The organism is Paenibacillus sp. FSL K6-1558 (genome assembly GCF_038002565.1).
Taxonomy (GTDB): Bacteria; Bacillota; Bacilli; order Paenibacillales; family Paenibacillaceae; genus Paenibacillus; species Paenibacillus polysaccharolyticus.
On the sequence record NZ_JBBOCV010000001.1, the window covers coordinates 3,965,502 to 3,992,500 of the forward strand.

The window sequence follows — 26,999 nt, forward strand, 5'->3', positions numbered from 1 at the left end:
ACTTTCATCTTAACTGTGGGGACGTGAAGGGTTTAGTAATCATTGTCATGATTATCAGATGACAATTGTCATCTTTTATGAATGGAACGAGAGATAATGAAATATCATGAGTTGAGGCTACCCTTTCTATCAGGGGAGGAGGGAGCATGGCGTTTTAATAGATTAAAATGAGGTTGTATACGCATTCAAAAATGGTGTGTGATGTCGTTCACAACCCTGCCAAAGCATGTTGCGCGTGAGGTCTTCTCGTCTTGACCCCGGCGTATCCTTCAATTATAGTTGGTACGTAGGACTTAAACTATTTTAGATAGATAAAGGTGGCTTGCAGCATGTCTGAGAAAATCTACGTTGGGGTCGATCTCGGCGGAACAGCAATCAAGGTCGGTATATGTGATGATCAAGGTCAGCTTATGCATACGTATGAAGGACCGACTGAAGTGGACCAGGGCGTTGACACGGTTATCGCCAACATCGAGAAGTATGTCCGTCATATCGTAGCCGAATCGCCATACAGCTGGGAACAGCTTGAGGGTGTCGGAGCAGGAGTTGCCGGTTTCACGAATGTACGCGAGGGGATTATTGTTCATGCTCCTAACATCGGATTTCGGAATGTAGCCATTCGTTCGGTTCTGGAAGAGCGTCTGGGCAAGCCTGTCAAAATAGATAATGATGCGAACGTTGCTGCTCTGGGTGAAGCTTGGGCTGGGGCCGGCAAGGGTGTAGACAATTGTGTATGCTTCACACTCGGTACAGGCGTTGGCGGCGGTCTCATCCTGAACGGTAAAATCTATCAGGGGTTTTCCGGCATGGCAGGGGAACTGGGCCACATCAGTGTTGTGCCTGATCTGGAAGCAATCAAGTGTGGCTGTGGTAAAATGGGATGTGTAGAGACGGTATCATCCGCAACAGGTATCATTCGCATGGCGAAGGATGCTGTAGAGCGTGGTGATCATACGTCCCTTGCTTTGGTAGACAAAATCGCTGCCAAGGAAGTATTTGATGCGGCCAAAGCAGGCGATGAAGTGGCTCTGCGGATTGTAAACCGTGCGGCTTATTATTTGGGCAAATCCATGGCAACCGTAGCCGCTGTACTGAACCCGGAATTATTCATTGTTGGCGGTGGAGTATCCAAGGCAGGCGACTTCTTGTTTGATGAGATTCGGACTGTGTTTGCTCAATTGACTCCAGAGCCGTTGCAACAAGGTGTTCAGATTTTGGAAGCTACACTGGGTAATGATGCAGGAATCGTAGGCGCGGCAGGTCTCCTCTTACGTTCGTAGTACCTTTGTAACACGATATATCCGACAGCAATATGATAAGGAGGGGACATTTATGCTTGACGGTGAAGGCTCACCAGGCACAGGCGCCACGCTCATTATCATTACGGGCATGTCCGGAGCGGGTAAAACGATAGCTGTGCAGAGCCTGGAAGATCTAGGGTTTTTCTGCGTAGATAATTTACCGCCTGTTCTAATTCCTAAATTCGCGGAATTGATCGAACAGTCGAATGGCAAGATTGGCAAGGTAGCGCTGGTCATCGATCTTCGGGGACGTGAATTTTTCACAGCATTGTCCGAGTCTTTAAACTATATCAAGGATCATTTTACGATTCACTGCGAAATTCTATTTTTGGATGCAACCGATTCGGTTCTGGTTCAACGTTACAAAGAGAGTAGACGTAGACATCCGTTAGCGCCAGAAGGTATGCCGCTGGATGGCATTAAGCTGGAGCGCAAGATGCTGGAGGAACTTAAAAATTCAGCAACTCAGGTGCTGAATACCAGCACCATGAAGCCTGCTCAATTGAAGGAGCGCATCATCTCACGTTTCTCTCACTTGGAGAGCCAGATGTTGTCCGTGAATATAACGTCCTTCGGATTTAAATACGGTATTCCGATTGATGCGGATCTCGTATTTGATGTTCGTTTTTTACCGAATCCGCATTATATTGATCATTTGCGGCCGAATACAGGACAAAATAGTGAAGTGTACGAATATGTTATGAAATGGCCGGAAACGCAAGCGTTTCTGACCAAGCTGCTGGATATGCTGCATTTTCTGATTCCGCAATACCGGAAGGAAGGCAAAAGCCAGGTTATTATTGGAATCGGCTGTACCGGAGGCAAGCATCGTTCGGTAGCAATATCGGAATATTTGGGCAAAATGCTCGGAAGCAGTGAGACTGAAGCTGTTACCGTAAGCCACCGCGACGCTGACCGGGACCGTCATTGAAGAGGGTGAAGGGATGAAAGAGGCCGGACCACGGAGAGAACGTCCGAGAATCGTTGTTATGGGCGGCGGAACCGGATTATCTGTGATGTTACGCGGTTTAAAAGAGAAGCCGATGGATATCACGGCCATCGTTACGGTTGCCGATGACGGTGGGAGTTCAGGGATCTTGCGCAGTGAGTTGCAAATGCCGCCACCAGGCGACATTCGTAACGTTCTCACCGCGCTGGCAGATGTTGAGCCACTGCTTTCGGACATGTTAAAGTATCGTTTCAATACAGGCGCGGGGCTTGCAGGCCACAGCCTGGGGAATTTGATATTGGCTGCAATGACGGATATATCAGGCGACTTTGTGACCGCTGTGCGGGAGCTTAGCCGCGTGTTTGCCGTTAGGGGTCAGGTGCTTCCGGCAGCAGGTCAAGCTGTTGTGCTACATGCTGAGATGGAGGATGGAACAATTATTACTGGTGAGTCCAAAATCCCTGAGGCAGGCGGGCGTATTAAACGTGTCTTTCTTGAACCGGATCACGTGGAGCCGTTGCCAGAAGCTGTGGAGGCTATACGCCAAGCAGATGCGATTCTTATTGGCCCAGGTAGTCTATATACGAGCATCCTTCCTAATCTGCTTGTGCCCAAACTGGCAGAAGCTGTCGTTCAAACGGATGCGGTGAAGATGTTTATTTGTAACGTAATGACACAGCCGGGAGAGACCGATAATTATACAGTGAGTGATCATCTTAAGGCAGTGCATGATCATATTGGTCACCAGCTCTTTGACTACGTGATCGTGAACAATGGTGACATTCCGCTACAAGTGCAGAATAAGTATGCGGAAAAAGGAGCAAAACCGGTTGTTCTCGATATGAATGTGCTGAAAAGTTCAGGTTATCAGGTTGTCGCAGATACGCTGGTTTTGTTCAAAACCTATCTGCGCCATGATGCTGATAAGCTCAGCCATCATATTTACCAACTGGTTCAAAATTGGATGTTACGGAAGAGGTGAAGTCCCATGTCATTTGCAGCACAGACCAAAAAAGAATTAACGATGATTGAAAGTGAAGCGTGCTGCGAACAGGCGGAACTTTCAGCCCTCATCCGTATGCTTGGTGCAGTGCAGTTATCGAATAAAAAAGTCATCTTGGATATTTCGACAGAGAATGCTGCGATCGCAAGAAGGGCATACTCTCTGCTTAAAAAGCATTTTCAAGTGCATACGGAATTGTTGGTTCGCAAAAAAATGCGGCTGAAGAAGAACAATGTGTATATTGTTCGTGTTCCGTCTATGGTTCAGGAGATTCTAAAGGAGCTGCACATCGTCTCTGAAGGATTCCTGTTTACTCCTGGCATTAATGAAGAGTTACTGGAGAAGAATTGTTGTAAGCGAGCCTATCTTCGTGGTGCGTTTCTGGCAGGTGGTTCCGTAAATAACCCGGAGGGCTCCTCATATCATCTGGAGATTGCGTCCATGTATGAAGAGCATTGTCAGGCACTGGTGGATTTGGCTAATGAATTTCATCTTAATGCCCGGTGTATAGAAAGGAAAAAAGGATTCATCCTATACATTAAGGAAGGCGAGAAAATCATTGAGTTGCTTAGCATCATTGGTGCTCACCAGGCCTTGTTCAAGTTTGAAGATGTTCGAATTATGCGGGACATGCGTAACTCGGTGAATCGAATTGTCAATTGTGAGACAGCTAATCTGAACAAAACGATTGGCGCGGCGGTTAGACAAATCGACAATATCCGTTTACTGCAAAAGGAAGTAGGTCTGGAATCTCTTCCGGATAAGCTACGTGAGGTAGCTGAGGTAAGGCTTGCTCATCCCGATATCAATCTGAAGGAAGTAGGCGAATTGCTAAAAGGTACGGTGAGCAAATCGGGCGTGAACCATCGCCTTCGGAAGATTGATGAGCTTGCTGAGAAAGTGCGTGCGGAACGTTAAAGTTGAAGGTTGAAACGAATCATTTAGGTTTAAGGTTTGTTATGACCTTACCAGGTCGTGTTGGGTTACTCGTGCGGGTGAAGGAGAGGCTTCGGCTCTGGATTTTTGCCTATGCTGGCGGGCTATGTTTTTTCTTCTAGTGTCCTGCACGGGTTAATGGTATAATGTTGTATAAATATAATTGTGTATTTAATGTCCAGATTTCATAATAGGGGGTAAGTTTCTATGACAAAGCACCCGGTAGTTGTCCGTTTGAAAACGGGTCTCCATGCCAGACCTGCAGCACTGTTCGTTCAGGAAGCGAATAAGTACTCATCTGAAGTGTTCGTCGAGAAGGACGATAAAAAAGTAAATGCTAAAAGTATCATGGGAATCATGAGCCTTGCGATCAGTACAGGTACAGAAATCCATATTAGTGCTGAAGGCGCGGATGCGGATCAGGCTGTAAACGCTTTAGTTAGTCTGGTTAGCAAAGAAGAGCTTGAGAATCAATAAGCTTCATGAACTCCATTCAATCCATGAAGAAGTCCCGCAAGGGGCTTTTTTGCGTTTTATATAAAATTTAATTAAACGGGTCCGTCAAGTGCAACATTATGGAATTTGTCCCGTCTGTTAAGGTATCAAATCGCTTCAAGTTTGAGAAGTTAACATATGAGGAGGTTATTCGTAATGGGTAAACAATGGATGAAACCGTTTGGTGCAGTGCTGGTGGCAAGTTCGTTGCTGGTCGGAGGAACGGCTTATGTAGCTCCAGGAAATTATGCTTATGCTGCCGAAGTTCAGGGCGTACAGCAAAATGTAATCAATGTCGTAGGTAAAGGTGAGATTCAAGTGAAGCCGGATATTGCCTATCTGTCCATCGGTGTGAACAGTACTGCCGATACTGCGGCGTCAGCTCAGAAAGCAAATGCTGCTAAGATTCAAAAGGTTACTAATTTGCTGAAAAACACATGGAAGATTAGTGCCGATGATATTCAAACCAGTCAATTTTACGTGCAACCAAACTACACGTATAGCGAAAAAGATGGACAGAAAATTAAAGGTTACACAGCACATCACACATTGACAGTAACATATCGTGATATGGACAAGATTGGTGAACTGCTGGATGCAGCCTCCCAAGCAGGGGCCAATAATATTGAAAATGTACGCTTTACAGTAGAGAATCCAGAGAAATACGAATCCGAAGTGATTGCTAAGGCGGTAGCTAATGCAGATGTGAAAGCAGGAGCGATCGCTAAAGCGGTTAAACGTCAGCTGGGTACTGTTCTATCGGTAAGTCAGCCGGATGCTAATGTTCCTGTGTTCTATGCATCAGAGCTCATGTCGCAAGCGAAGAGTGAATCAGATGCAGGTACACAGATCGAAGCTGGTCAGGTCAAAGTAAGTACCGTTCTGAATATCACGTATGAGATGAAGTAAGGAACTTTGCACTTCACGGGATAAAATATTAAATATTAAGAATTTAAAATAATGACAAAAGCACTGTCCTTCGGGGCCGTGTTTTTTTGTTGCACATGCTGGCTTTGAGGAAGCGGGGCCGGAAAGTGATTATATGACTGGTTTGAGAACAGAGTGAATCATGTCTTTTTTGTAGCATTGTTCGTGACAAAACATTCATTTTCTGCAATGAATATTGGACTATTTTCATCAACATTGTAACTGGGGCTGTAAACCTTTCCGATAATGGGTTAATTATAATAAAGAGGCAAGCGTATGGCCTATGCAATCTAATTCTATTTACATACGCATTAAACCTGATGGAATATAGAGAGGAGTTTTATAGATGAAAACATGGAAAAAGTGGACGAGTGCATTATTGGCAGCAGGTGTAATTATGGGAGGAAGCACAGCATGGATGGATCAATCGGTTCAAGCAACATCCGTATCTGCCAAAGTAACTGCACCGGCTGAAGTAACGTTGAAATCAGGTGGAAAAACCCTCACGCAAAAAGGGTTGCTCCAAGGTGGATCTACATGGGTGGCGCTGACAGCAGTTAAGGATGTAGCAGGTGGGACATTGAAATATGATGCAAAAACAAAGTCATATACAGTAACTGCAGCGAACAATGCAATGACTGTGAGTTTGATGGATGGACAGCCAAACGTGTATATTAATGGTTTTTATCCTCAAGTGGAAGCAAAGTTGATCCAGGGTCGTTTGTACATCCCGTTCTCTGCAATGAGAGATTATTTGGGTGTACAAGGTAGCTGGGATGCCAAAACCAAAACACTGACCCTGAGTAAAGTGAAACAAAATAACGTTCAGGTGAAATCGACCAAAGCGAGTGTAACCGTTAAAAATGCTGAGGTGGATGTGCAGTACCCGCAAGTGAGCGGACTAGCGAGCAAAGAGGCCGAAGCTGCGATTAACAAAGTGCTCAAAGATGAAGTGGACACCGCTGTTGCGGCGTTCAAAAAACAAACGTCAGAATTCGGTGGAGCAACCGCAAATCGTCCATATGCATTCGAAGCTTCTTATGTGGTGACTTACAATGAGAACGGTGTGCTGGGTCTGATCACTCAACGTTATGAGGACTATGCAGGCGCACATGGCATGACGACTCGCACCGGTCATACGTTTGCTCTCGACACAGGTAAAGAGCTGACACTGGATGATGTAATTGCAAACAGCAAATCGATGCGTGAAACGATCAGCAAAAAGGTTGGCGAGCAACTGAAAGCGAACGCGGGAGCCCTGAACGACTACAAAGGCCTTAACAAAGATCAGGATTTCTACGTGACGCCAACAGGCGCAGTGGTATTCTTCCAGTTGTATGAGTACACCGCGTATGCGGAGGGCTTCCCTGAATTCAAGTTCACTTACAAAGATATTCTGCCTAAAGGAACCGCACCATTCAGCAACGTAGCTTCTGAGAAGTAAGTTCGTTTTAGCTTAGATGAAATCATAAAATAAATTAAATTCAAGTCAAAACAAGACAAGAGCACTTATACCTTTTATTAGTGAAAAATAATAAACCAGAAGCCTCCGTCAAAGCAAGAATGACGGGGGCTTCTGGTTTATGCAGGCAAGGCACCCCAAGTCCGGGTGGTGAGATTGCCTGTTATAATTAAAAAGCGCAGAGCGTGCTCACCTATATTCAGATGATGCCCGCCCTGCGCTTATTTACGTTGTCTCCAGGCAGCTAAAGCTTAGATGCCTTGGGAGCCTACGTTTTGGATTACTTTATCGATGATACCGTAATCGGCTGCTTCAGCAGCACTCATGAAGTAGTCACGATCTGTATCTTTTTCGATACGCTCCAGGGGTTGACCTGTGCGCTCGGAGATGATGCGGTTCAAGGTATCACGCATTTTCAGGATGCGGCGTGCACGGATTTCGATGTCCGAAGCTTGACCTTGTGCACCACCAAGAGGTTGGTGAATCATAATTTCACTGTTTGGCAACGCAAAACGTTTGCCTTTTGCACCGGCATTCAACAAGAATGCACCCATGGAAGCCGCCATACCTACGCAGATCGTAGATACATCCGGTTTGATGAACTGCATTGTATCGTAAATTGCCATACCCGCTGTGATGGATCCGCCTGGGCTGTTGATGTATAGGTGAATGTCTTTCTCCGGATCTTCCGCTGCCAGGAACAACATCTGTGCCATGATGGCATTCGCTACAACGTCATTCACGTCGCTGCCAAGGAAAATGATACGATCCTTCAGCAATCTGGAATAAATATCATAGGCGCGCTCACCCCGGTTGCTCTGTTCAACGACCATTGGAATATAACTCACGTGAAAAACCTCCTCGGAAATGTAAATGTTAAATGGTGTTTATACTTAAACTGTTACCGTATTAACCACATCATAAACAATCTCAAACAAAAAGTCAAAGAAAGTCAAACTAAGTTTGAAAAAAAAGAAACCTTTCCGGTTTCGTTGGTTAAATGCATTATGAGCTGTTAGAAAATTTAGTGGCGCGCCCGCCAAGAATCGAACTTGGATCTCAGGCTTCGGAGGCCTACGTCATATCCATTGGACCACGGGCGCAAATTATGTGACAGCAATAATGATTATAGCTTATGCACTGGTGAATTGCAAGCAGTTGCTTTGCATGAACATGGTGTGGTTTTCCTTAAGATAAATGGGCTCACGTTGTCTTTCATGAATGGGCCGAGTTATTCCGAAGATGGTTTGAATTGTTTCGGAAATGATCATGATGAAGAAAGATGGATAAAGCTTGTATTTCAGTACATGCTATAAGAAGTTTTGGACATGCCCTATGAAAATGAAACACAGCAAGATATAGATGTTATGTGTGGACTTCTTCTATATATGGTGTGAGATCCTCATTTCCTTATCTCGATGTGTAAAGGTTGTGAAAATAGGCGCGTACAAACGCCTGCTAACCTGTCGAAATAAGCAATCGAAACACTTGCATCTCGCGTCAGTTTTAGGTAGAATGAACGTGGGACTTAAAAAGTTAACCCGGGACATTTTAAGGCCATGCAGAAAGCTTGGAACATGAAGCTTGCGGGAGTGGAAAGCATGCGAACGATCTTGGAAGTGCAAAAGCAGCTTCTGCCCGATCTCATGGATGTCTTGAAAAAACGCTATACGATTCTGCACCAGATCATGTTATCGGATGTGATTGGGCGGAGAACGTTAGCCAATTCCATGCAGATGACCGAGCGGGTTCTGAGAGCTGAGACCGATCTGTTAAAGGCTCAGGGACTTATCGAAATTGACAGTGCAGGGATGAAGATCAGCGAGGCGGGTTATAATTTGCTGCAGCAATTAGAACCTGTCGCGAAAGAGCTGTTTGGATTATCCGAGCTGGAAGAGCGAATCAAGCAAGCCTACGGTCTGCAAAAGGTAGTCGTGGTTCCTGGTGATTCGGATATATCTCCTTACGCCAAAAGGGAGCTTGGAAGAGCTGGAGCAAAAGCTCTCAGCAGTATCATGAATGACAACGACGTTGTCGCTGTAACAGGCGGATCAACAACGGCCGAAGTCGCAGAACAACTCACACCACCGACTTCAATGAAGGGTGTCTGGTTTGTACCAGCACGCGGAGGGTTGGGAGAGAGCCTGGAAATTCAGGCAAATACGATTGCATCCACGATGGCAAAACGGACAGGGGCTCAATACAAACTCCTGCATGTACCGGATTTGCTTAGTGACCATGCCTATGAATCACTGATCCAGGACCCGGGAGTTCAGGAGATTTTACAGCTGATCAGGCAATCTCGCATCGTAATTCATGGCATTGGTGATGCTGTGGAGATGGCGAAGAGACGCAAGCTTGCACCGGAGATCATTGACGAACTTCAGGAGCAGGGAGCTGTATCGGAGTCCTTCGGGTATTACTTCAATGGTCAGGGTGAGGTGGTACATACCATGCTTACGCTGGGCATGCGGCTTCAGGATATCGAACGCACCGATGTAGTCATTGGCATTGCGGGCGGCAAAAGCAAGGCAGCTGCCATCCATTCCGTACTGCGGTTCGGACAGGAAGATATTCTGATTATTGATGAGGCTGCGGCCGAAGTCATCGTCGCTGACATGGAAAACATCTAACTTTTCAGAGATGAAATGGTTTTATTTTGAACACAACTCTTGTTGTCTTGACGGACTTTACCGTCTGTCTTGAATATATAGCTTCATAAAAAACTAATCAAAACTTGGGAGGAACTTACTCATGATTAAAGTAGGTATTAACGGTTTTGGACGTATTGGTCGTTTGGCATTCCGCCGTATTCAAAATGTAGAGGGCATTGAAGTAGTAGCAATCAACGACTTGACTGACGCTAAAATGCTGGCTCATTTGCTCAAATATGATACAACTCAAGGTCGCTTCGATGGCGATGTTGAAGTACATGATGGTTTCTTCAAAGTAAACGGCAAAGAAGTTAAAGTACTTGCTAACCGTAACCCTGAAGAACTGCCTTGGGGAGACCTGGGTGTAGACATCGTTCTGGAATGTACTGGTTTCTTCACAACAAAAGAAGCTGCTGAGAAACACTTGAAAGGTGGAGCTAAGAAAGTTGTTATCTCCGCACCAGCTACTGGCGACATGAAAACCATCGTTTACAACGTAAACCATGAAATTCTCGACGGTACTGAAACTGTAATCTCCGGCGCATCTTGCACAACAAACTGCCTGGCACCTATGGCAAAAACACTGCAAGACAAATTCGGAATCGTTCAAGGTTTGATGACTACAATTCACGCTTACACTGGCGACCAAAACACATTGGATGCTCCACACCCTAAAGGTGACTTCCGTCGTGCTCGCGCAGCAGCTGAAAACATCATTCCTAACACAACTGGTGCTGCTAAAGCAATCGGTCTGGTTATCCCTGAACTGCAAGGCAAATTGGATGGTGCAGCTCAACGTGTACCAGTAGCTACTGGTTCCCTGACTGAGCTTGTAACTGTTCTGGGCAAAAAAGTTACTGCTGAAGAAGTTAACGCAGTAATGAAAGAAGCTTCCGATCCACAAACTTTCGGATACACTGAAGACGAAATCGTATCTTCCGATATCCAAGGAATCACTTTCGGTTCCCTGTTTGATGCAACTCAAACTAAAGTTCTGACTGTTGGCGACCAACAACTGGTTAAAACTGTAGCTTGGTATGACAACGAAATGTCCTACACAGCTCAATTGGTTCGCACATTGGAGCACTTTGCAAAAATGATCAAGTAATATCTGTAATAACATAGAGCGGAAACAGATTGTTATTGTTTCCGCTCTTTATATATGGATATTTAGTTAATTTCTCATGAACACCAGGACTGACAAGGGATTCAGCTCTTGAAAGGTTCACCAAATACATGGGTGCGGAGGAAATAGAGATGAACAAAAAAAGTGTACGCGATATCGAATTGAATGGAAAACGGGTATTTGTCCGTGTAGATTTCAATGTGCCGCTCGAAGATGGTAAAATTACAGATGACAAACGTATTCGTGCAACACTGCCTACGATCAACTTCCTGATCGAAAAAGGTGCAAAAGTAATCTTGGCGAGCCACATGGGACGTCCAAAGGGTGAAGTTGTAGAATCCATGCGTTTGACACCAGCAGCTGAGCGTTTGTCTGAATTGCTGGGTAAACCGGTTACTAAAGCGGATGATTCCGTAGGTGAAGCGGTTAAAGCTCAAATCGCAGCAATGAATGATGGCGACGTATTGTTGCTTGAGAACGTTCGTTTCCACGCAGGCGAAGAGAAAAACGATCCGGAACTGGCAAAACAATTTGCTGAACTGGCTGACGTATTCGTTAACGATGCATTCGGCGCAGCTCACAGAGCACATGCTTCGACTGAAGGAATCGCTCACTTGCTTCCAGCAGTGTCCGGTTTGTTGATGGAAAAAGAGCTTGATGTGTTGGGTAAAGCAATCTCCAACCCTGAGCGTCCTTTCACAGCAATCATCGGTGGTTCCAAAGTAAAAGACAAAATCGATGTGATCGACAACCTGCTGAATATTGCAGACAACGTAATCATCGGTGGTGGTTTGTCTTACACATTCATGAAAGCTCAAGGCCACGAAGTAGGTCAATCCTTGCTGGATGAGTCCAAATTGGATGTAGCACTTGGCTTTATCGAAAAAGCAAAAAAACTGGGCAAAAACTTCTACCTGCCAGTGGATATCGTAATCTCTGACGATTTCAGTGCAGACGCAAACACAAAAATCGTTGAAGTTGGCGACATTCCTGCAGATTGGGAAGGTATCGACATCGGTCCTAAAACACGTGAGATCTACGCTGACGTTGTTAAAAACTCCAAACTGGTTGTATGGAACGGACCTATGGGCGTATTCGAAATCGAGCCATTCTCCCACGGTACTCGTGCAGTAGCAGAAGCTTGTGCTACAACATCTGCTTACACAGTAATCGGCGGCGGCGATTCTGCAGCGGCAGCTGAGAAGTTCAAATTGGCTGACAAAATGGACCACATCTCCACAGGTGGCGGTGCATCGCTCGAGTTCATGGAAGGCAAAGTGCTTCCAGGCGTAGTTGCATTGAACGACAAGTAAGCTTTAAGCTATAGCATGAAGGAGTTGAAACCAATGAGAACACCAATTATCGCGGGTAACTGGAAAATGTTCAAAACGGTTTCCGAATCCAATGACTTTATTCAGGAAGTTAAAGGAAAAGCGGAAGTCGCAGGCGTAGAAACAGTAATCTGCGCACCTTTTACAAACCTGCCATCCCTGGTAGAAGCTGTGAAAGGCACTAACATCAAAATCGGTGCACAAAATCTTCACTTCGAAGACAACGGTGCATTCACTGGTGAAATCAGCGGTATCATGCTGAAAGAACTGGGTGTTGATTACGTGATTATCGGTCACTCGGAGCGCCGTCAGTACTTTGCGGAAACCGATGAGACTGTCAATAAAAAGTTGCATGCAGCATTCCGTCATGGATTGACTCCAATCTTCTGCCTTGGTGAAACGCTTGAAGAGCGCGAAGCAAACCAAACAAAAGACGTATGTAAAGTGCAAACCGAAGCAGCTTTTGCTGGTCTGACTGCTGAGCAAGCAGCTCAAGTGGTTATCGCTTATGAGCCAATCTGGGCGATTGGTACAGGTAAATCCTCTACATCCCAAGATGCGAATGAAGTTATTGCTTACATCCGTACATTGGTGAAGGATCTGTACAACGAGCAGGTTGCAGATGCGGTTCGTATCCAATACGGCGGCAGCGTGAAACCGGAAAACGTAACAGAATACCTCGGACAAAGCGACATCGACGGCGCACTTGTTGGCGGTGCCAGCTTGCAGCCGGCTTCGTTTATCGCGCTTGTTGAGGGGGCGAAGTAAGATGACAGCTCCAAAACCTGTAGCACTGATCATTATGGATGGCTTCGGTCTGCGTAACACGGTGGAAGGCAATGCGGTAGCGCAAGCCAAAAAACCGAACTATGACCGTTTCATGAGCCAGTTCCCACACACAACTTTGACTGCATGCGGTGAGGCTGTAGGTTTGCCGGAAGGCCAAATGGGGAACTCCGAGGTAGGTCACTTGAACATTGGTGCCGGCCGGATCGTATATCAGGATTTGACCCGTATCTCCAAATCGATTCGTGACGGCGAGTTCTATGACAATGAAACACTTGTCAAAGCGGTGCGCGAAGCGAAACAGAACGGTAAAAAGCTTCATCTCTACGGCTTGTTGTCCGATGGTGGCGTACATAGTCACATCGACCACTTGTTCGCGATGCTGGATCTGGCTAAAAAAGAAGAAATGAATGAAGTATACATTCATGCCTTCCTGGATGGCCGTGATGTTATGCCGGATAGTGGTAAAGACTTCATGCAGAAGCTGATCGCTAAGATTGATGAAGTGGGTGTAGGTAAAATCGCAACGGTTCAAGGCCGCTACTATGCTATGGACCGTGACAAACGCTGGGAGCGTGTGGAGAAATCTTACCGCGCCATCGTTTACGGTGATGGGCCGAAATACACTGATCCACTCAAAGCGGTTGAGGAATCGTATGAGAAATCCGTATTTGATGAGTTCGTTGAACCAACGGTTATCGTTCAAGCGGATGGTGAGCCGGTAGGTCTGGTAGAGAGTGGCGATTCCGTCATCTTCCTGAACTTCCGTCCTGACCGTGCAATCCAGTTGTCGCAAGTATTCACGAACTCCGATTTCCGCGGTTTCGATCGTGGGCCGAAGTTCCCTGTAGGCTTGCACTTTGTGTGCCTGACGTTGTTCAGCGAAACGGTTGAAGGTTATGTGGCTTACTCGCCTAAAAACCTCGACAATACGCTGGGTGAAGTGCTGGTACAGAATAACAAAAAACAACTGCGTATTGCAGAAACGGAGAAGTACCCGCACGTAACCTTCTTCTTCAGCGGCGGCCGTGACGTAGAGCTTCCGGGCGAAACTCGCGTGCTGATTAACTCTCCTAAGGTGGCGACGTATGACCTGCAACCGGAGATGAGCGCTTATGAAGTAGCCGATGCAGCAGTCCGTGAGATTGAAGCGGATAAACACGATGCGATTATCCTGAACTTTGCTAACCCTGACATGGTTGGACACTCCGGTATGCTGGAGCCTACGATCAAAGCGGTTGAAGTGACGGATGAGTGCATGGGTCGCGTTGTAGACGCGGTACTTGCCAAAGGCGGCGTGGTGCTGATCACTGCGGATCATGGTAATGCGGATATGGTGTTTGATGAGCAAGGACGTCCGTTCACAGCTCATACAACGAACCCGGTTCCATTTATCGTGACTGATCCAAATGTAACATTGCGTGAAGGCGGAATTTTGGCCGATATCGCGCCAACCATTCTTGACCTGATGCAATTGCCACAACCGGAAGAGATGACAGGTACATCTGTCATTGCTACCCGTAAATAAGTTGCACAGCAACCATATATGAAATTGGGAAGTTTGGAGTTTACCCCCGAACGGAGGCAGCAGAAATCGTCTGAAGAAGCGTTTAGCGTTCGCCTTTATCACAGGATTCCAACTTATGAGAATAAGTTCAAAGGAATCCGGGGATAACAGCGATCGGAAGACGATTCTGCTGACGTAGTGGATAAGGGGAAACACAAGTGGTCCTAATTTTTAATAAATTCAAAATTAAAGGAGATTATCACTCATGACTATTATTTCTGACGTGTACGCTCGCGAAGTCCTCGACTCCCGCGGTAACCCTACAGTTGAAGTTGAAGTATACCTGGAATCCGGCGCAATCGGACGCGCAATCGTTCCATCTGGTGCATCTACTGGTGCCCACGAAGCAGTTGAGCTTCGCGATGGTGACAAATCCCGTTACCTCGGTAAAGGCGTTCTGCAAGCTGTTAAAAACGTAAATGAAATCATCGCTCCAGAAGTAATCGGTATGGATGCTTTGGATCAACTGGGTATCGACAGATTGATGATCGCTTTGGATGGTACGCCAAACAAAGGTAAATTGGGCGCAAACGCAATCCTGGCTGTATCCATGGCTGTAGCTCGCGCTGCTGCTGATGCTCTGGAATTGCCACTGTATGTTTACCTGGGTGGATTCAACGCAAAAGCATTGCCAGTACCAATGATGAACATCATCAACGGTGGTGAGCACGCGGACAACAACATCGACGTACAAGAGTTCATGGTATTGCCAGTTGGCGCACCTAGCTTCAAAGAAGCTCTTCGCGTAGGCGCAGAAATCTTCCACAACCTGAAATCCGTACTGAGCTCCAAAGGCTTGAACACAGCTGTAGGTGATGAAGGTGGTTTCGCACCAAACCTGGGTTCTAACGAAGAAGCAATCACTACAATTATCGAAGCAATCGAAAAAGCTGGTTACAAACCAGGTGTTGACGTATTCTTGGGTATGGACGTTGCTTCCACTGAGTTCTACAAAGATGGTAAATACACTTTGGCTGGTGAAGGTAAATCTTACACTTCCGCTGAGTATGTTGACCTTCTGGCTTCATGGGTTGAGAAATACCCAATCATCACGATTGAAGACGGTATGTCCGAAGATGACTGGGATGGTTGGAAATTGCTCACTGAAAAATTGGGTGACAAAGTACAACTCGTTGGTGACGACTTGTTCGTAACGAACACTGAGCGTCTTGCTAGAGGTATCGAGCAAGGTATCGGTAACTCCATCCTGATCAAAGTAAACCAAATCGGTACATTGACTGAAACATTCGATGCAATCGAAATGGCTAAACGTGCAGGATACACAGCTGTTATCTCCCACCGTTCCGGTGAGTCCGAAGACAGCACAATCGCTGACATCGCTGTTGCAACAAACGCGGGTCAAATCAAAACGGGTGCTCCTTCCCGTACAGACCGTATCGCAAAATACAACCAATTGCTTCGCATTGAAGATCAATTGGATGAGCTTGCTCAATACAATGGTCTTAAAGGATTCTACAACCTTAAAAAATAAGCTGTGTACACAGCTTTTCGGGCAAGCCGGGTAACCGGCTTGTCTTTTTTATGATTATATATGGTGCTGTAGAATGTGGATGTAGTAGCTATATGAATACTTGGTGTCCAATTTTGAAATTTAAGGGAAATAGGGTGTGGTGTACTACTTGTATCACACCTATAGCTATGCTACAATTAAAGTAACTGTTTTTATGGTCAGATGTTATGCCCACATGGGTAGGAGGTGGAAAGAATGGATATTGCTTTGAAATTGCTGCTCGTTGTTTTCTCGATCGGTCTAATCACTGTAGTATTGCTGCAGCACGGGAAAAGCGCTGGTTTGGCGGGTGCCATCTCCGGTGGTGCGGAACATCTTTTCGGTAAAACGAAAGCGCGCGGATTGGATCTTTTCTTGCAACGTGCAACGGTGGTACTGGGTGCAGGATTTATGATTTTGGCTGTTATTGTTACGATCGTTTCGAAGTAACTTGCAGTCAAGTTACAGCAAGAAACCGAATAGCTGAAGCCAATGGCTTAACGGATAAACCTTCGTTTCGTGCAGAAACGGAGGTTTTTTAGTAGAAATTTATTGCCCCAAAGTTTTCCATTTATATTGCTATATAGGCCATCTAATCCTTCATGAAATTGAGGGATACTGCATTTTGCTTGTAACTTCTGTTCGATTCCCCCTTACTGTTTTAGAGACCCATTTCAGGCAGGTATGCCCCGGCGAGATGTAAAAATCCTGTGATTAATACTTCAAACGTATAGATAAGATTTGTGGTGAAACTAATTTTCTAAATGCTAATTTAAATCAGATCGGGCATATCACATACTGCATAAACTGTTTGAAGGAGCAGACTCAAACGGCTAACTTGGAACGTTAAGAGACCAAGGGTCTTTTTTGGGTAGCTACGGATGGGCTGGATTGAATTCGTGTATACTAGGGTATGAGATAGTAAGGGCGCGGTAATCATACGCATTTTACTATATGGCATCTGTACGAATACGGCACGAATTCCGATACATAAAGAGAAGAGATCAGACTATACTCTTACGTTTCCCGAGGTGAAAACTAATGATAACCGAACAACAATTGCTTGACTTCATGCGGGAGACCGCTTATAAACCGATGACTTATCAGGAGCTGGAACAGCACTTTCAGATTGAAGATGCTGCTGATTTCCGAGCCTTTTTGATTATGCTGAATACGCTGGAGGAATCCGGCCAAATTTTGCTGACCAGTAACAACCGCTATGGTATGCCAGAACGTATGAATCTGGTGCGTGGGCGCTTGCAGGCGCATTCGAAGGGGTTTGCCTTTCTGATTCCAGAAGACCGCGAACACCCGGACGTATATATCCATGCCAATGATATGAAAAGTGCAATGAATGGCGATATTGTGCTTGTGAAAGTAACGTCCCAAGGGCCGTCCGGTGGACGTCTGGAGGGTGAAATTGTACGGATTGTGACGCGTGCAATTACACAAGTTGTGGGTGTTTTCCAGAGCCACGAAGTGTATGGATTTGTAATTCCGGACGATAAACGGATTAATCGTGATATTTTTATCCCGCGTACGAATTTTGCCGGTGCTGTAGATGGACAGAAAGTTGTTGCCAAGATTATCAGTTATCCGGAAGGCCGTGCAGCCGCAGAGGGTGAAATTATAGAGATTTTGGGTCACAAGGATGAGCCAGGCATTGATATTTTATCGGTCATCCGCAAACACCAGCTGCCTGAAGCTTTCCCGGATGAAGTGATGCAAGAAGCGGAAAAAGCACCGGACTCCATTACGGATGAAGAGATTATCCAGCAAGGACGTCGCGACTTGCGTGGTCTGAACATCGTTACGATTGATGGTGAGGATGCGAAGGATCTGGATGATGCGGTTAACGTGGAAAAACTGCCGAACGGCAACTACCGTCTGGGCGTGCATATTGCCGATGTAGGTTACTACGTGCGTGAGAACTCCAAACTGGATCAGGAAGCATATAACCGCGGATGCAGTGTGTATCTCGTGGACCGGGTTATTCCGATGCTGCCACAACGTCTGTCGAACGGAATCTGTAGTTTGCACCCGCAGGTGGATCGTCTGACGTTGTCTTGTGAGATGGAGTTTAACGACCAGATGAAGGTTGTGAAACACGACATTTTCACGAGTGTCATTAAAACGAAGGAACGTATGACCTATACCAACGTACGCAAAATCCTGGAAGGCGAAGAGCCGGAATTGCTTGAACGTTATAAAGACTTGGTGGATGATTTCCACCTGATGAAAGAGATTGCCTTGAAGCTACGTGCGATGCGCATGCGCCGCGGGGCGGTTGATTTTGATTTTGAAGAATCCAAAATCATTGTCGATGAGAACTGCAAACCGGTGGATATTGTGAAACGGGAGCGTTCCATTGCAGAACAAATCATTGAGGAGTTCATGCTTGCCGCCAATGAGACCGTAGCGGAGCATTTCCACTGGCTTAAAGTGCCGTTCATCTATCGTGTGCATGAAGACCCGGATCAGGAAAAACTGCAAAACTTCCTCGCTTTTGCGGCGAATTTTGGACACCAGGTCAAAGGGCGTGGCAATGCCATTCATCCAAGGGCGCTTCAATCACTACTGGAGGATATTAACGGTACGAAAGAGCAGACGGTCATCAGCACGATGATGCTACGTTCCATGAAACAGGCGAAGTATGACTCGGAAATGTCAGGTCACTTTGGTCTGGCTGCTGAGTTCTACAGTCACTTTACATCCCCGATTCGTCGTTATCCCGATCTGGTTATTCACCGGGTCATTCGTGAAGTGATTGAGAACAAAGGAGCATTACCGGAGAATCGCCAAGAGTATCTGGCAAGCCGGATGTCGGATATCGCCCAGCAGTCTTCAGAGCGCGAGCGTGTGGCGGTGGAAGCGGAGCGCGACACGGAGAAAATGAAAAAGGCCGAGTACATGCTTGATAAGGTCGGCGAAGAGTTCGAAGGCATCATCAGCAGCGTAACCAGCTTCGGTATGTTTATTGAGCTGGAGAACACGGTCGAAGGTCTGATTCGACTTAGCGCGCTGACAGATGACTATTACCATTTTGATGATCAGCATATGGCTTTGATTGGTGAGCGTACATCCAAAGTATTCCGTATTGGTGACGAAGTGAAGATTCGCGTAGCACGAGTGAGTATGGAAGAGTACACCATTGATTTTGAAATGGTCGATATGAAACCTCGCCGAGAACGCGATGGCGGTTTCGATCGTGGTGCTCGCGGTGGTAAAGGTGGTCGTCCTGGTAGCGGCGGCGGCCGAGGCGGAGCCAAAGGTGGCTTCGGTGGAAACCGTGGCGGAAAAGGCGGTGCTGCAGCTGCTGGTTCAGGCGGTAAACGTGACCGCGGCGGCAGATCAGCAGAAGAGAGTGGTAAAGGTGCCCGCGGTGGCCGTGGTGGAGCGGCAAATGCCGGAGCAAGCGCAGGCTCATCAGCAGGTGGGTTTGCTGGTAAAGGCAGCGGCAGACCGAAAGGTGAACGTCGTGCGAGTGATGCAAGTGCAGGCACAGGCGCTTCAGGTAGTCGTGGTAAAGGTGCGGTAAGCTTTGGTTTTGGTTCGGGTAAAGGCGGATATAGCTCTGCCCCGGCTGGTCAGGATAGTGGATCAGGTGAACGTAACCAAGGAAATAGCCTAAATGGTAGCGGCCGTGGAGAAGGAAGCTTCAAATCCGGTAAGGGCGGTAGCGGTAAAGGTGGCAAAGGCGGAGGTAAACGTAAGAACACCTCACCTAGCGGTATCTTTATCGGGGAAAATGCTACACCGGGCGGCGCGCAAGAAGGCGGAGCACCACGCCGTAAACGTAAGAAAAACAAAGGCGGGGCCGGGAATGGGACAGCCGCTTTTGTTCGGAAGAAAAAGAAGTAAGTGAGAAGCCAGAAAGGGGCGGCGCAGGCCGCCTCTTTCTTGATTTTAACAGCCGTCCTTGCTACAATTAGGGTCTGGCACAGGTTTTTTGGTGCAACATGGATGCTATGCTGGTACAGCATGGTACGGGTTTATTTTACGAAGAAGGAGTGAGGACATGGGCAAGAATGATGGGCAGAACAAAGTGCTTGCACAGAACAAAAAGGCTTCCCATGATTACTTCATTGAAGATACGTATGAAGCGGGCATGGTGCTGACCGGCACAGAAATCAAGTCGATTCGTAACGGTCGTGCGAACATTGGAGACTCATTTGCAACGATTCGTAACGGTGAGATTCATATTCACAATATGCATATCAGTCCTTTTGAACAAGGCAATCGGCATAATCCGCTTGATCCAACACGCACACGTAAATTGTTAATGCATAAGGTGCAAATTCATAAATTGCTTGGATTATCCAAGCAGGATGGATACAGCATTGTGCCATTGAAAATTTACATTCGTAATGGCTACGCGAAGCTGCTACTTGGCTTGGGTAAAGGTAAGAAGCAGTATGATAAACGTGACACTGCCGCGAAACGGGATGCTCAACGTGATATCCAACGTGCACTGCGCGAGAAGCAGAAGGTTGCGCGTTAAAAGAGAACGACGTTTCGCCAATGTTCATTCGCATCGATTCGCAATGTGTAGGTATGTTAAGCCTTATGGCTTAGCTGGTCGAGGCAGAAAACGATAAGCGAAGAATGATTAGAAACTCGGAATCGATGGAGCCTCGCAGTTTGCCTATGTATGGGTGAGTGTGAGGCTTTTTATTTTGTAGATTGCGTAAATTTGTGCATCGGTGGGTAAATTAATTAAACCAACGGTTGTAGCTGGGTAAACTTTACTTCCGCTGAGTCACGCGGTATAATATGTAGACGATTGAGCCTGATTGGTTAGTTAGCCTAGTTTGGATAACCTTTCATCTGCGCTCAGTAGACTGGATTGCTTTCCAGCAATCTGCACTATATCGGTGATTCGGGCTGTGATATGATTATTCATGTAGCAGACAGGAATGCCGAGTATGTAAGAAACATCTTTTCACCTTGGAGGGATTAGATGTGCAGCACCTTTGCTCCGTATTCACGGATTAATCCTGGAGCCCTTCTTCATTGAGGGGGCGTTTATGGATTCGACGGGGATAGTTCGAGCATGGGTAGCGGGTAGTGGGGACGCGTCCGCTTTATCAACGCTAAAGCCTATTAAACGGCAAACAACAAACAAACTACGCTTTCGCAGCCTAAGAAACTGTGTGCGTGCTTCTACCCTGCATCGCCCATGTGACAGGACTAGGGGCTAACAAGTAGTGGGATACGCTGTCACATCTCCGCCTGGGGTGTGCTGAAGAAGACAATCAGGCTGACCCAACGTATAGCCGGTTACGGGGCGATACTCGGGTGACATCAAAACTGTGACTACACCCGTAGAAGCTTATGTGTCGTTATCTTCGGACAGGGGTTCGACTCCCCTCGCCTCCATTAGTCAAATCCACAACCGAATCTGGTTGTGGATTTTGCGTTTCATTGAAATGATATTAAATATGTTATGTGAAACATTCAATAGATTGCAGTTACTGCAATTTATTAGTGATAATATGGTGTCAATCATTATTATACTTTGAAGCAATTTTTTAATGCAAAAGAAATTCTTTAATAGAAAGTGGCATAATAGAACGAGTACTTAAAAATGCAATAATATATATGTAAAAAGATAATCGTCAAGGTTTCGTTGATCTGATAATTAAAAGAAGGAGCTTGAAAAATATTAAGCGAAGTGTTAAGCTGCTTATATAGAGCGTGTGTTCGTAATTTAGAGGTGGGGTTATTATGAAAGAAAAAAAGCTATTAGCAGTGGATTTATTTTCAGGGGCTGGGGGATTAAGTCTAGGTTTTTTACAAACGGGCCAAGTGAATATTGTGGCCGCAGTAGAGAATAATGCATCTGCTCAAAAAACTTATGTAAGAAACCATAATTATAATAGTTCTGAAGAAAATAGAGATATTGTGTACTACAAGGATATTAGGAAGGTTGACTTTCGAAAGATAAAAGATGATCAACAGAAGATAGATCTCGTTTTTGGCGGGCCTCCCTGTCAAGGATTTTCAAACGCAAATCGACAGAAGTCAGAGCTCATTTCAACTAATAATCAATTGGTTAAAGAATATGTTAGAGCCATACATGAGTTACAACCAGATGCATTTGTATTAGAAAATGTTAAAGCAATGAAGTCAGACAAGCATAAATTTTTCTATTCGGCTAAAGATCAGGAAGAGATAGTAGATAAATTAGGAATAAATTTGACACTTGATAAATTTATATTAGGAATGAAAAGTAATTTATCCGATGATCTTGTTGTTTTTCTAACTGAATACATTCAAAATAACTTTGATTTATCTCCCTTCGTGATTACTGATAAAACTCTCTTCTCTAAAATAAGTCATATAAGTAGAAAACAGAAAGAGGCTCATATATATATTACTAAAGCCCAGAATTCCTTAAAGAAAATTTTGTTGAAATGGAAAGAACAGCATAGTAAGTATTGGAGTACTGCATATGAGGATATGTGGTTACGACTTGGGGATCTGCTCTCAAGTAAAGAACTTACTGATTCATCCCGACAACAATTTTTTGTGATTTTAAATGAGATCATTGAAATTCAAAGAATATTAATGAAAATGAGCGAAATTCAATCTAATAACATTGAGATAGTCGACATTTTAAGAGATCATAAGCATGTTTGTGTAAGCGTGAAGACTTATGGTGTGATGAATTACTTGCTTTCCAAATTTAGAAGTCTTGGTTATGTTGTAAATGATGATCATATCTTAAATGCTGCTCATTTCGGAGCACCGCAGCTTCGAGAGCGCTTAGTTCTTATAGGAGTTAAAAAAGATTTTGTTAAAGATACAACTGTAGTTTTGCCAAATTCAATTATTAAGGATCCAAATCAATTTTATAAAGTGCAAGACGCTATTGGAGATCTTGAGGATATTGAACCATTCACAGTAATGGGAGCCGACAGACCAATTAAAAAAAATCCTCCTAATAGCTGGAATCCGTTACTTCAGTATTTACGTGGGAACATTAACACAATTCAAAATCATGTTATGACAGAAACTTCTGACACAGCGATGGAAAGGTTTAAAGCACTAGGACCAGGCCAGAATTTTCACGACTTGCACGAGTCCCAAAAACAAACATATTCTAATCCCCAAAGAACCCAAAATACTGTATACTCAAGGCTTGATTACAGGAAACCCTCCGGGACTGTTATGAATGTGCGAAAGTCAATGTGGATACATCCTTGTAAAAATCGGGCAATAAGTATTAGAGAAGCAGCGCGACTTCAAACTTTTCCTGATGATTTTGTTTTCGAAGGTTCTAAGGATTCACAGTATCAACAAATTGGAAATGCTGTCCCTCCGCTTTTGGGAAGGGCAGTGGCTGAACAGGTATTAAAATATCTAGGTAAATCAGTAAAATTCCCTTTGGAAAATGCGATAAAACGAATGGAGAAAAATTTTTAAAAATGAGAGCCTCATACTCTGTATGAGGCTCTTTGATATGGAAAACTAATATTCCCTACTATACGCCGCTACATATATTGAAGCAATTGTACATAAGGTCTGTATAGTTCGTGAAGGTATCGAGTTAGAAATCCAAGCGCACTGCTTAAATAGTAATATGACACTTGGCTATTTTGTCTGTTTTTATAACAAACAACAGATAATCTTCTAACTGTAGAGCTTTGTGATTATAAACTGATATAAGTAAATGGTGATTTATGGATTATCTGACTTAGGAGGTAAAGAAAAAAATATGTCGAATGTGTTAATCAGGTGAATATTTGTATAATGGTAGGTTGAATTATGGAGTAGTATGCTATCCTTACTATTTTTTATTTAGAAGTAGTATGAATGACCTTTGAAAATGTGATATTGTTGAACCACTAGTTGAACCTCTGTTTTATTATTTACTAGACACTAGTTTTATTTTAGAACTTTTATGGGTGGTTGATTAGCTAGTAGTCTTTTAATTCAGCAAGCAATATCGGGTAATGCTATAGATCGGAATACTTCAAATGCACGTATATATTTATGTTAAACAATAATCCACTTACTGAAAGAGGTTGTAAGGGTTTAGAGAGATTCAGAATAGATCTCAGAAATAGTTTTGATATTAAGTATTTATTAGACTATTGATCTATACCCCTGAATCAGATGCTACCTTTATAAAACAGGAGGCAAGACTATGAATTATGAGATGATTTATCAACAGATCAAGTTGATGCTAAAGCCTGAACCAATTCGCACAAGGGAATTAATTATTACTAGGGCTGAGATGGTACTGAATATGTATAAGATGTCTAATATACCAGTAAATATTAATCTGGATGATTTAGTTCGTGATTTAGAGAGTGAGTATAGCATATGGAGTGCTAATCATTCTGAACTTACGAATAATGAGGGACATGAGCCATGGCTTGATGATGTAAAAAGTCAGCTACCATGGGGATTCTGGAGGAGATACGAAACGTATCTAGAACAAGATAAAAGAATGCCGACAGATAATGTCTTGAAACTTCACGAGCTTACTGATTCAATTTTAGGTAAACTCGAAAATCCTAAACGATTCGGACCATGGGATCGGCGAGGTATGGTAGTGGGCCAAGTTCAATCTGGTAAAACTTCTAATTATACTGGACTTATTTGTAAAGCAGCAGATGCCGGATATAAGTTAATAGTCGTTCTTTCTGGATTACATAGTAGCTTGCGTAGTCAAACACAATATCGTCTTGATGAAGGTTTCTTAGGAAGAGATACACAACGAGAGCGCATTTTCAGCATGGATAGTCACCGTTTAGGTGCAGGAGCTATTCCAAGTAAAGAGCAGTTAATTGCCCACTCAATGACCAGTAGCGCAGATAATGGCGATTTTAAAAAAAATCAGGTGGGTGGTACAACACTCGGTGGAGATCCAGTATTAGTTGTTGTCAAGAAACATAAGACTATTTTAAATAATCTTTTAAACTGGATTCTTAGTGTGCGGGGGGAAGCTGATCCTGAAAGTGGGAGACGGATCGTTCGTGGGATTCCACTATTATTAATTGATGATGAAGCAGACAATGCATCTGTGAACACTAAGAAAGATGATGAAAATGCTTCAGCAATTAATGCGAGTATTCGTAAAATTCTACATAGCTTTGAGCAAAAAGCTTATATAGGATATACAGCCACTCCATATGCCAATATTTTTATTTATCCTAATACAGATGATGAAGAGCTCGGTCCTGATTTATTTCCGAAAAGTTTTATTATCAATATTCCTGCTCCCTCAAATTATATAGGGCCTGCTCAAGTATTTGGGTTGGACGAAGATGCTAGTCTAGGAATAAAGCATGTAGATGCACTTCCTATAGTTCGCACGATTCAAGACTATCATAAGTTTATTCCAAATTCACATAAAGGTACACTTTCTATAGAAGAACTACCTGAGTCCCTTTATCATGCGATTAAGGTTTTTATTCTATCTTGTGCAGCACGGTTGACTCGGGGGCAGGAAAATCAACATAATTCTATGTTGGTTCATGTTACTCGTTTTATAAATGTTCAAAATCAGGTTGAAGAACTAGTGCGAAGGGAGTTTCTCCTACTACAGAGACGTATTGAAAACGGTGATGAAAAATCTAGATATAATATAATGGACGAACTTCAACAAATATGGGAAACAGAATTTATTCCAACAACAAAAAAAGTTGCCCTTCAATTAAAGGATGAAAGTATTACATCCTTATCATGGAATAGAGTTAAAGAGCAAATCTACCCTGCAGTTATGAAAATTCAAGTTAGGAGAATTAATGGATCTGCAAAAGATATTTTAGATTACGTAGATCATAAAAATGGCCTTAGTGTGATTGCTGTTGGCGGAGATAAACTTTCAAGGGGGCTTACATTAGAAGGGTTAACTGTTAGTTACTATCTCCGTGGTTCAAGAATGTACGATACACTTATGCAAATGGGTCGCTGGTTTGGGTACCGTCCAGGGTATATTGATTTATGTCGTATATATACCAGTTCAGAGTTGATAAAGTGGTACAAACATATTTCATCAGCTACTGAAGAGTTGCGCTTAGACTTTGAATATATGGCAAGCTCGGGTAGGACACCAAATGATTTTGGACTTAAAGTGCGTACACATCCGGCTGGAATGATTGTAACTGGGGCAAGTAAGATGAAGAATGGGACTCCAATGCAGGTTACTTTTGCTGATACACTTGCTGAGACTACAGTATTCCATAAAAATGATACTACTATAATTGAAAAAAACTATATAGTTACTGAACAGTTTATTAAAAGTTTAGGTGTATGGAAATTGGATAGATCAAAAAACTATAAATGGGAAGGGAAGGAGGTAACACTTGTTCTTGATTTTTTGAACAGTTACATAGGGCACCCTGACTCCAGAAGATCAAATCCCAAGAAACTGAAAGAATATATTGAGAAACAACAAGAAGTACAAGAGCTTTCAGAGTGGACAATAATCTTAAAATCTACTCAGAAGGGTGCCCCTCATGAGCTTGCTGGTATTTCACTTGGATTAACGGATCGTGATAATGATCTCAATGATAATACGAATAAGACAGACATTTATAAGATGATTAGGAATCATCTTATAAGCCCACTCGATGAATGTTTGGATTTGGAGAAAGAGGATATTGATGTTGCGTTAGAAAAAACAAAAGAAGACCGTATAAAAAATGGGAAAAAGGGAGAGCCAACTAATCCAGGGGGCCATTACATTCGAAATATGCGGAAACCTGAAAAAGGACTTTTGATAATATATCCTATTAACCCTAGTTTTAATAATATAAGTGACTCAAAAATACCATATATTGGGTTTGCAATTAGTTTTCCTGGTAGTGAAAAAGCTAAGTCAGTAGAATATTTAGTCAATAACGTTTATTGGGAAGAAGAGTTTGAGGAAGAGTGAAGCTTTAAGAATTGGGATAATCTATTAGGTTTAAGAAAACTAGAAGTCAAAACTAATAAAA

General features: G+C 44.1%; 19 protein-coding genes, 1 tRNA gene and 1 other RNA gene. 19 read left to right on the forward strand and 2 right to left on the reverse strand.

Annotated features, from left to right (window positions below):
- The first annotated feature begins 329 nt into the window (after positions 1–329).
- From MHI38_RS17155 to MHI38_RS17185, 7 genes are all read left to right on the forward strand, one after another.
- Positions 330–1,280 (forward strand): ROK family glucokinase, encoded by a 951-nt coding sequence (locus MHI38_RS17155; protein ID WP_123066169.1) that lies wholly within the window; start codon positions 330–332, stop codon positions 1,278–1,280.
- A 52-nt stretch (positions 1,281–1,332) separates the two neighbouring features.
- Complete coding sequence (gene rapZ, locus MHI38_RS17160; protein ID WP_090924789.1) at positions 1,333–2,232, forward strand: RNase adapter RapZ; 900 nt, start codon at positions 1,333–1,335, stop codon at positions 2,230–2,232.
- A gap of 13 nt (positions 2,233–2,245) precedes the next feature.
- Entirely contained in the window at positions 2,246–3,232 is a 987-nt protein-coding gene (locus MHI38_RS17165) for a uridine diphosphate-N-acetylglucosamine-binding protein YvcK (RefSeq protein WP_154891558.1), read from the forward strand.
- A gap of 6 nt (positions 3,233–3,238) precedes the next feature.
- Complete coding sequence (whiA, locus tag MHI38_RS17170; RefSeq protein WP_090924791.1) at positions 3,239–4,171, forward strand: DNA-binding protein WhiA; 933 nt, start codon at positions 3,239–3,241, stop codon at positions 4,169–4,171.
- A 225-nt stretch (positions 4,172–4,396) separates the two neighbouring features.
- Entirely contained in the window at positions 4,397–4,666 is a 270-nt protein-coding gene (locus tag MHI38_RS17175) for an HPr family phosphocarrier protein (RefSeq protein ID WP_090924792.1), read from the forward strand.
- Positions 4,667–4,840: 174 nt separating this feature from the next.
- A complete protein-coding gene (locus tag MHI38_RS17180) occupies positions 4,841–5,593 on the forward strand; it encodes an SIMPL domain-containing protein (protein WP_154891557.1) in 753 nt (250 codons plus the stop codon).
- 364 nt (positions 5,594–5,957) lie between these two features.
- Positions 5,958–7,055: a stalk domain-containing protein gene (locus MHI38_RS17185; RefSeq protein ID WP_154891556.1), complete on the forward strand. Its 1,098-nt coding sequence runs from the start codon at positions 5,958–5,960 to the stop codon at positions 7,053–7,055.
- Between the two features lie 269 nt (positions 7,056–7,324).
- Here MHI38_RS17185 and clpP read toward each other — a convergent pair whose 3' ends face one another.
- Together clpP and MHI38_RS17195 are read right to left on the reverse strand one after the other, a co-directional pair.
- A complete protein-coding gene (clpP, locus tag MHI38_RS17190; RefSeq protein WP_090924795.1) occupies positions 7,325–7,921 on the reverse strand; it encodes an ATP-dependent Clp endopeptidase proteolytic subunit ClpP in 597 nt (198 codons plus the stop codon).
- 180 nt (positions 7,922–8,101) lie between these two features.
- Positions 8,102–8,176 (reverse strand) — tRNA-Arg (locus tag MHI38_RS17195).
- A 498-nt stretch (positions 8,177–8,674) separates the two neighbouring features.
- Between MHI38_RS17195 and MHI38_RS17200 the strand changes: the two genes are divergently transcribed.
- From MHI38_RS17200 to MHI38_RS17255, 12 genes are all read left to right on the forward strand, one after another.
- Positions 8,675–9,706: a sugar-binding transcriptional regulator gene (locus tag MHI38_RS17200; protein WP_090924807.1), complete on the forward strand. Its 1,032-nt coding sequence runs from the start codon at positions 8,675–8,677 to the stop codon at positions 9,704–9,706.
- A 121-nt stretch (positions 9,707–9,827) separates the two neighbouring features.
- The gene (gap, locus tag MHI38_RS17205) at positions 9,828–10,835 is read left to right on the forward strand and encodes a type I glyceraldehyde-3-phosphate dehydrogenase (RefSeq protein WP_056695277.1); all 1,008 of its coding nucleotides are present in this window, start codon (positions 9,828–9,830) and stop codon (positions 10,833–10,835) included.
- Positions 10,836–10,984: 149 nt separating this feature from the next.
- Entirely contained in the window at positions 10,985–12,166 is a 1,182-nt protein-coding gene (locus MHI38_RS17210; RefSeq protein ID WP_154891555.1) for a phosphoglycerate kinase, read from the forward strand.
- A gap of 33 nt (positions 12,167–12,199) precedes the next feature.
- The gene (tpiA, locus tag MHI38_RS17215) at positions 12,200–12,952 is read left to right on the forward strand and encodes a triose-phosphate isomerase (RefSeq protein WP_154891554.1); all 753 of its coding nucleotides are present in this window, start codon (positions 12,200–12,202) and stop codon (positions 12,950–12,952) included.
- 1 nt (position 12,953) lies between these two features.
- The gene (gene gpmI / locus MHI38_RS17220) at positions 12,954–14,498 is read left to right on the forward strand and encodes a 2,3-bisphosphoglycerate-independent phosphoglycerate mutase (protein WP_154891553.1); all 1,545 of its coding nucleotides are present in this window, start codon (positions 12,954–12,956) and stop codon (positions 14,496–14,498) included.
- A 244-nt stretch (positions 14,499–14,742) separates the two neighbouring features.
- Entirely contained in the window at positions 14,743–16,029 is a 1,287-nt protein-coding gene (gene eno / locus MHI38_RS17225) for a phosphopyruvate hydratase (protein ID WP_090924800.1), read from the forward strand.
- Positions 16,030–16,263: 234 nt separating this feature from the next.
- Positions 16,264–16,497 carry a preprotein translocase subunit SecG gene (gene secG, locus MHI38_RS17230; RefSeq protein ID WP_090924801.1) on the forward strand — a complete coding sequence of 78 codons (234 nt, stop codon included), beginning with the start codon at positions 16,264–16,266 and terminating at the stop codon, positions 16,495–16,497.
- A gap of 591 nt (positions 16,498–17,088) precedes the next feature.
- On the forward strand, positions 17,089–19,908 hold the full coding sequence (gene rnr, locus MHI38_RS17235) for a ribonuclease R (RefSeq protein WP_154891552.1): 2,820 nt from the start codon (positions 17,089–17,091) through the stop codon (positions 19,906–19,908).
- Positions 19,909–20,065: 157 nt separating this feature from the next.
- The gene (gene smpB / locus MHI38_RS17240; protein ID WP_090924803.1) at positions 20,066–20,548 is read left to right on the forward strand and encodes an SsrA-binding protein SmpB; all 483 of its coding nucleotides are present in this window, start codon (positions 20,066–20,068) and stop codon (positions 20,546–20,548) included.
- A gap of 516 nt (positions 20,549–21,064) precedes the next feature.
- Positions 21,065–21,429: a transfer-messenger RNA gene (ssrA, locus tag MHI38_RS17245) on the forward strand.
- 345 nt (positions 21,430–21,774) lie between these two features.
- Positions 21,775–23,475: a DNA cytosine methyltransferase gene (locus tag MHI38_RS17250; protein ID WP_154891551.1), complete on the forward strand. Its 1,701-nt coding sequence runs from the start codon at positions 21,775–21,777 to the stop codon at positions 23,473–23,475.
- Between the two features lie 724 nt (positions 23,476–24,199).
- On the forward strand, positions 24,200–26,938 hold the full coding sequence (locus MHI38_RS17255) for a Z1 domain-containing protein (protein WP_154891550.1): 2,739 nt from the start codon (positions 24,200–24,202) through the stop codon (positions 26,936–26,938).
- Positions 26,939–26,999 lie beyond the last annotated feature (61 nt).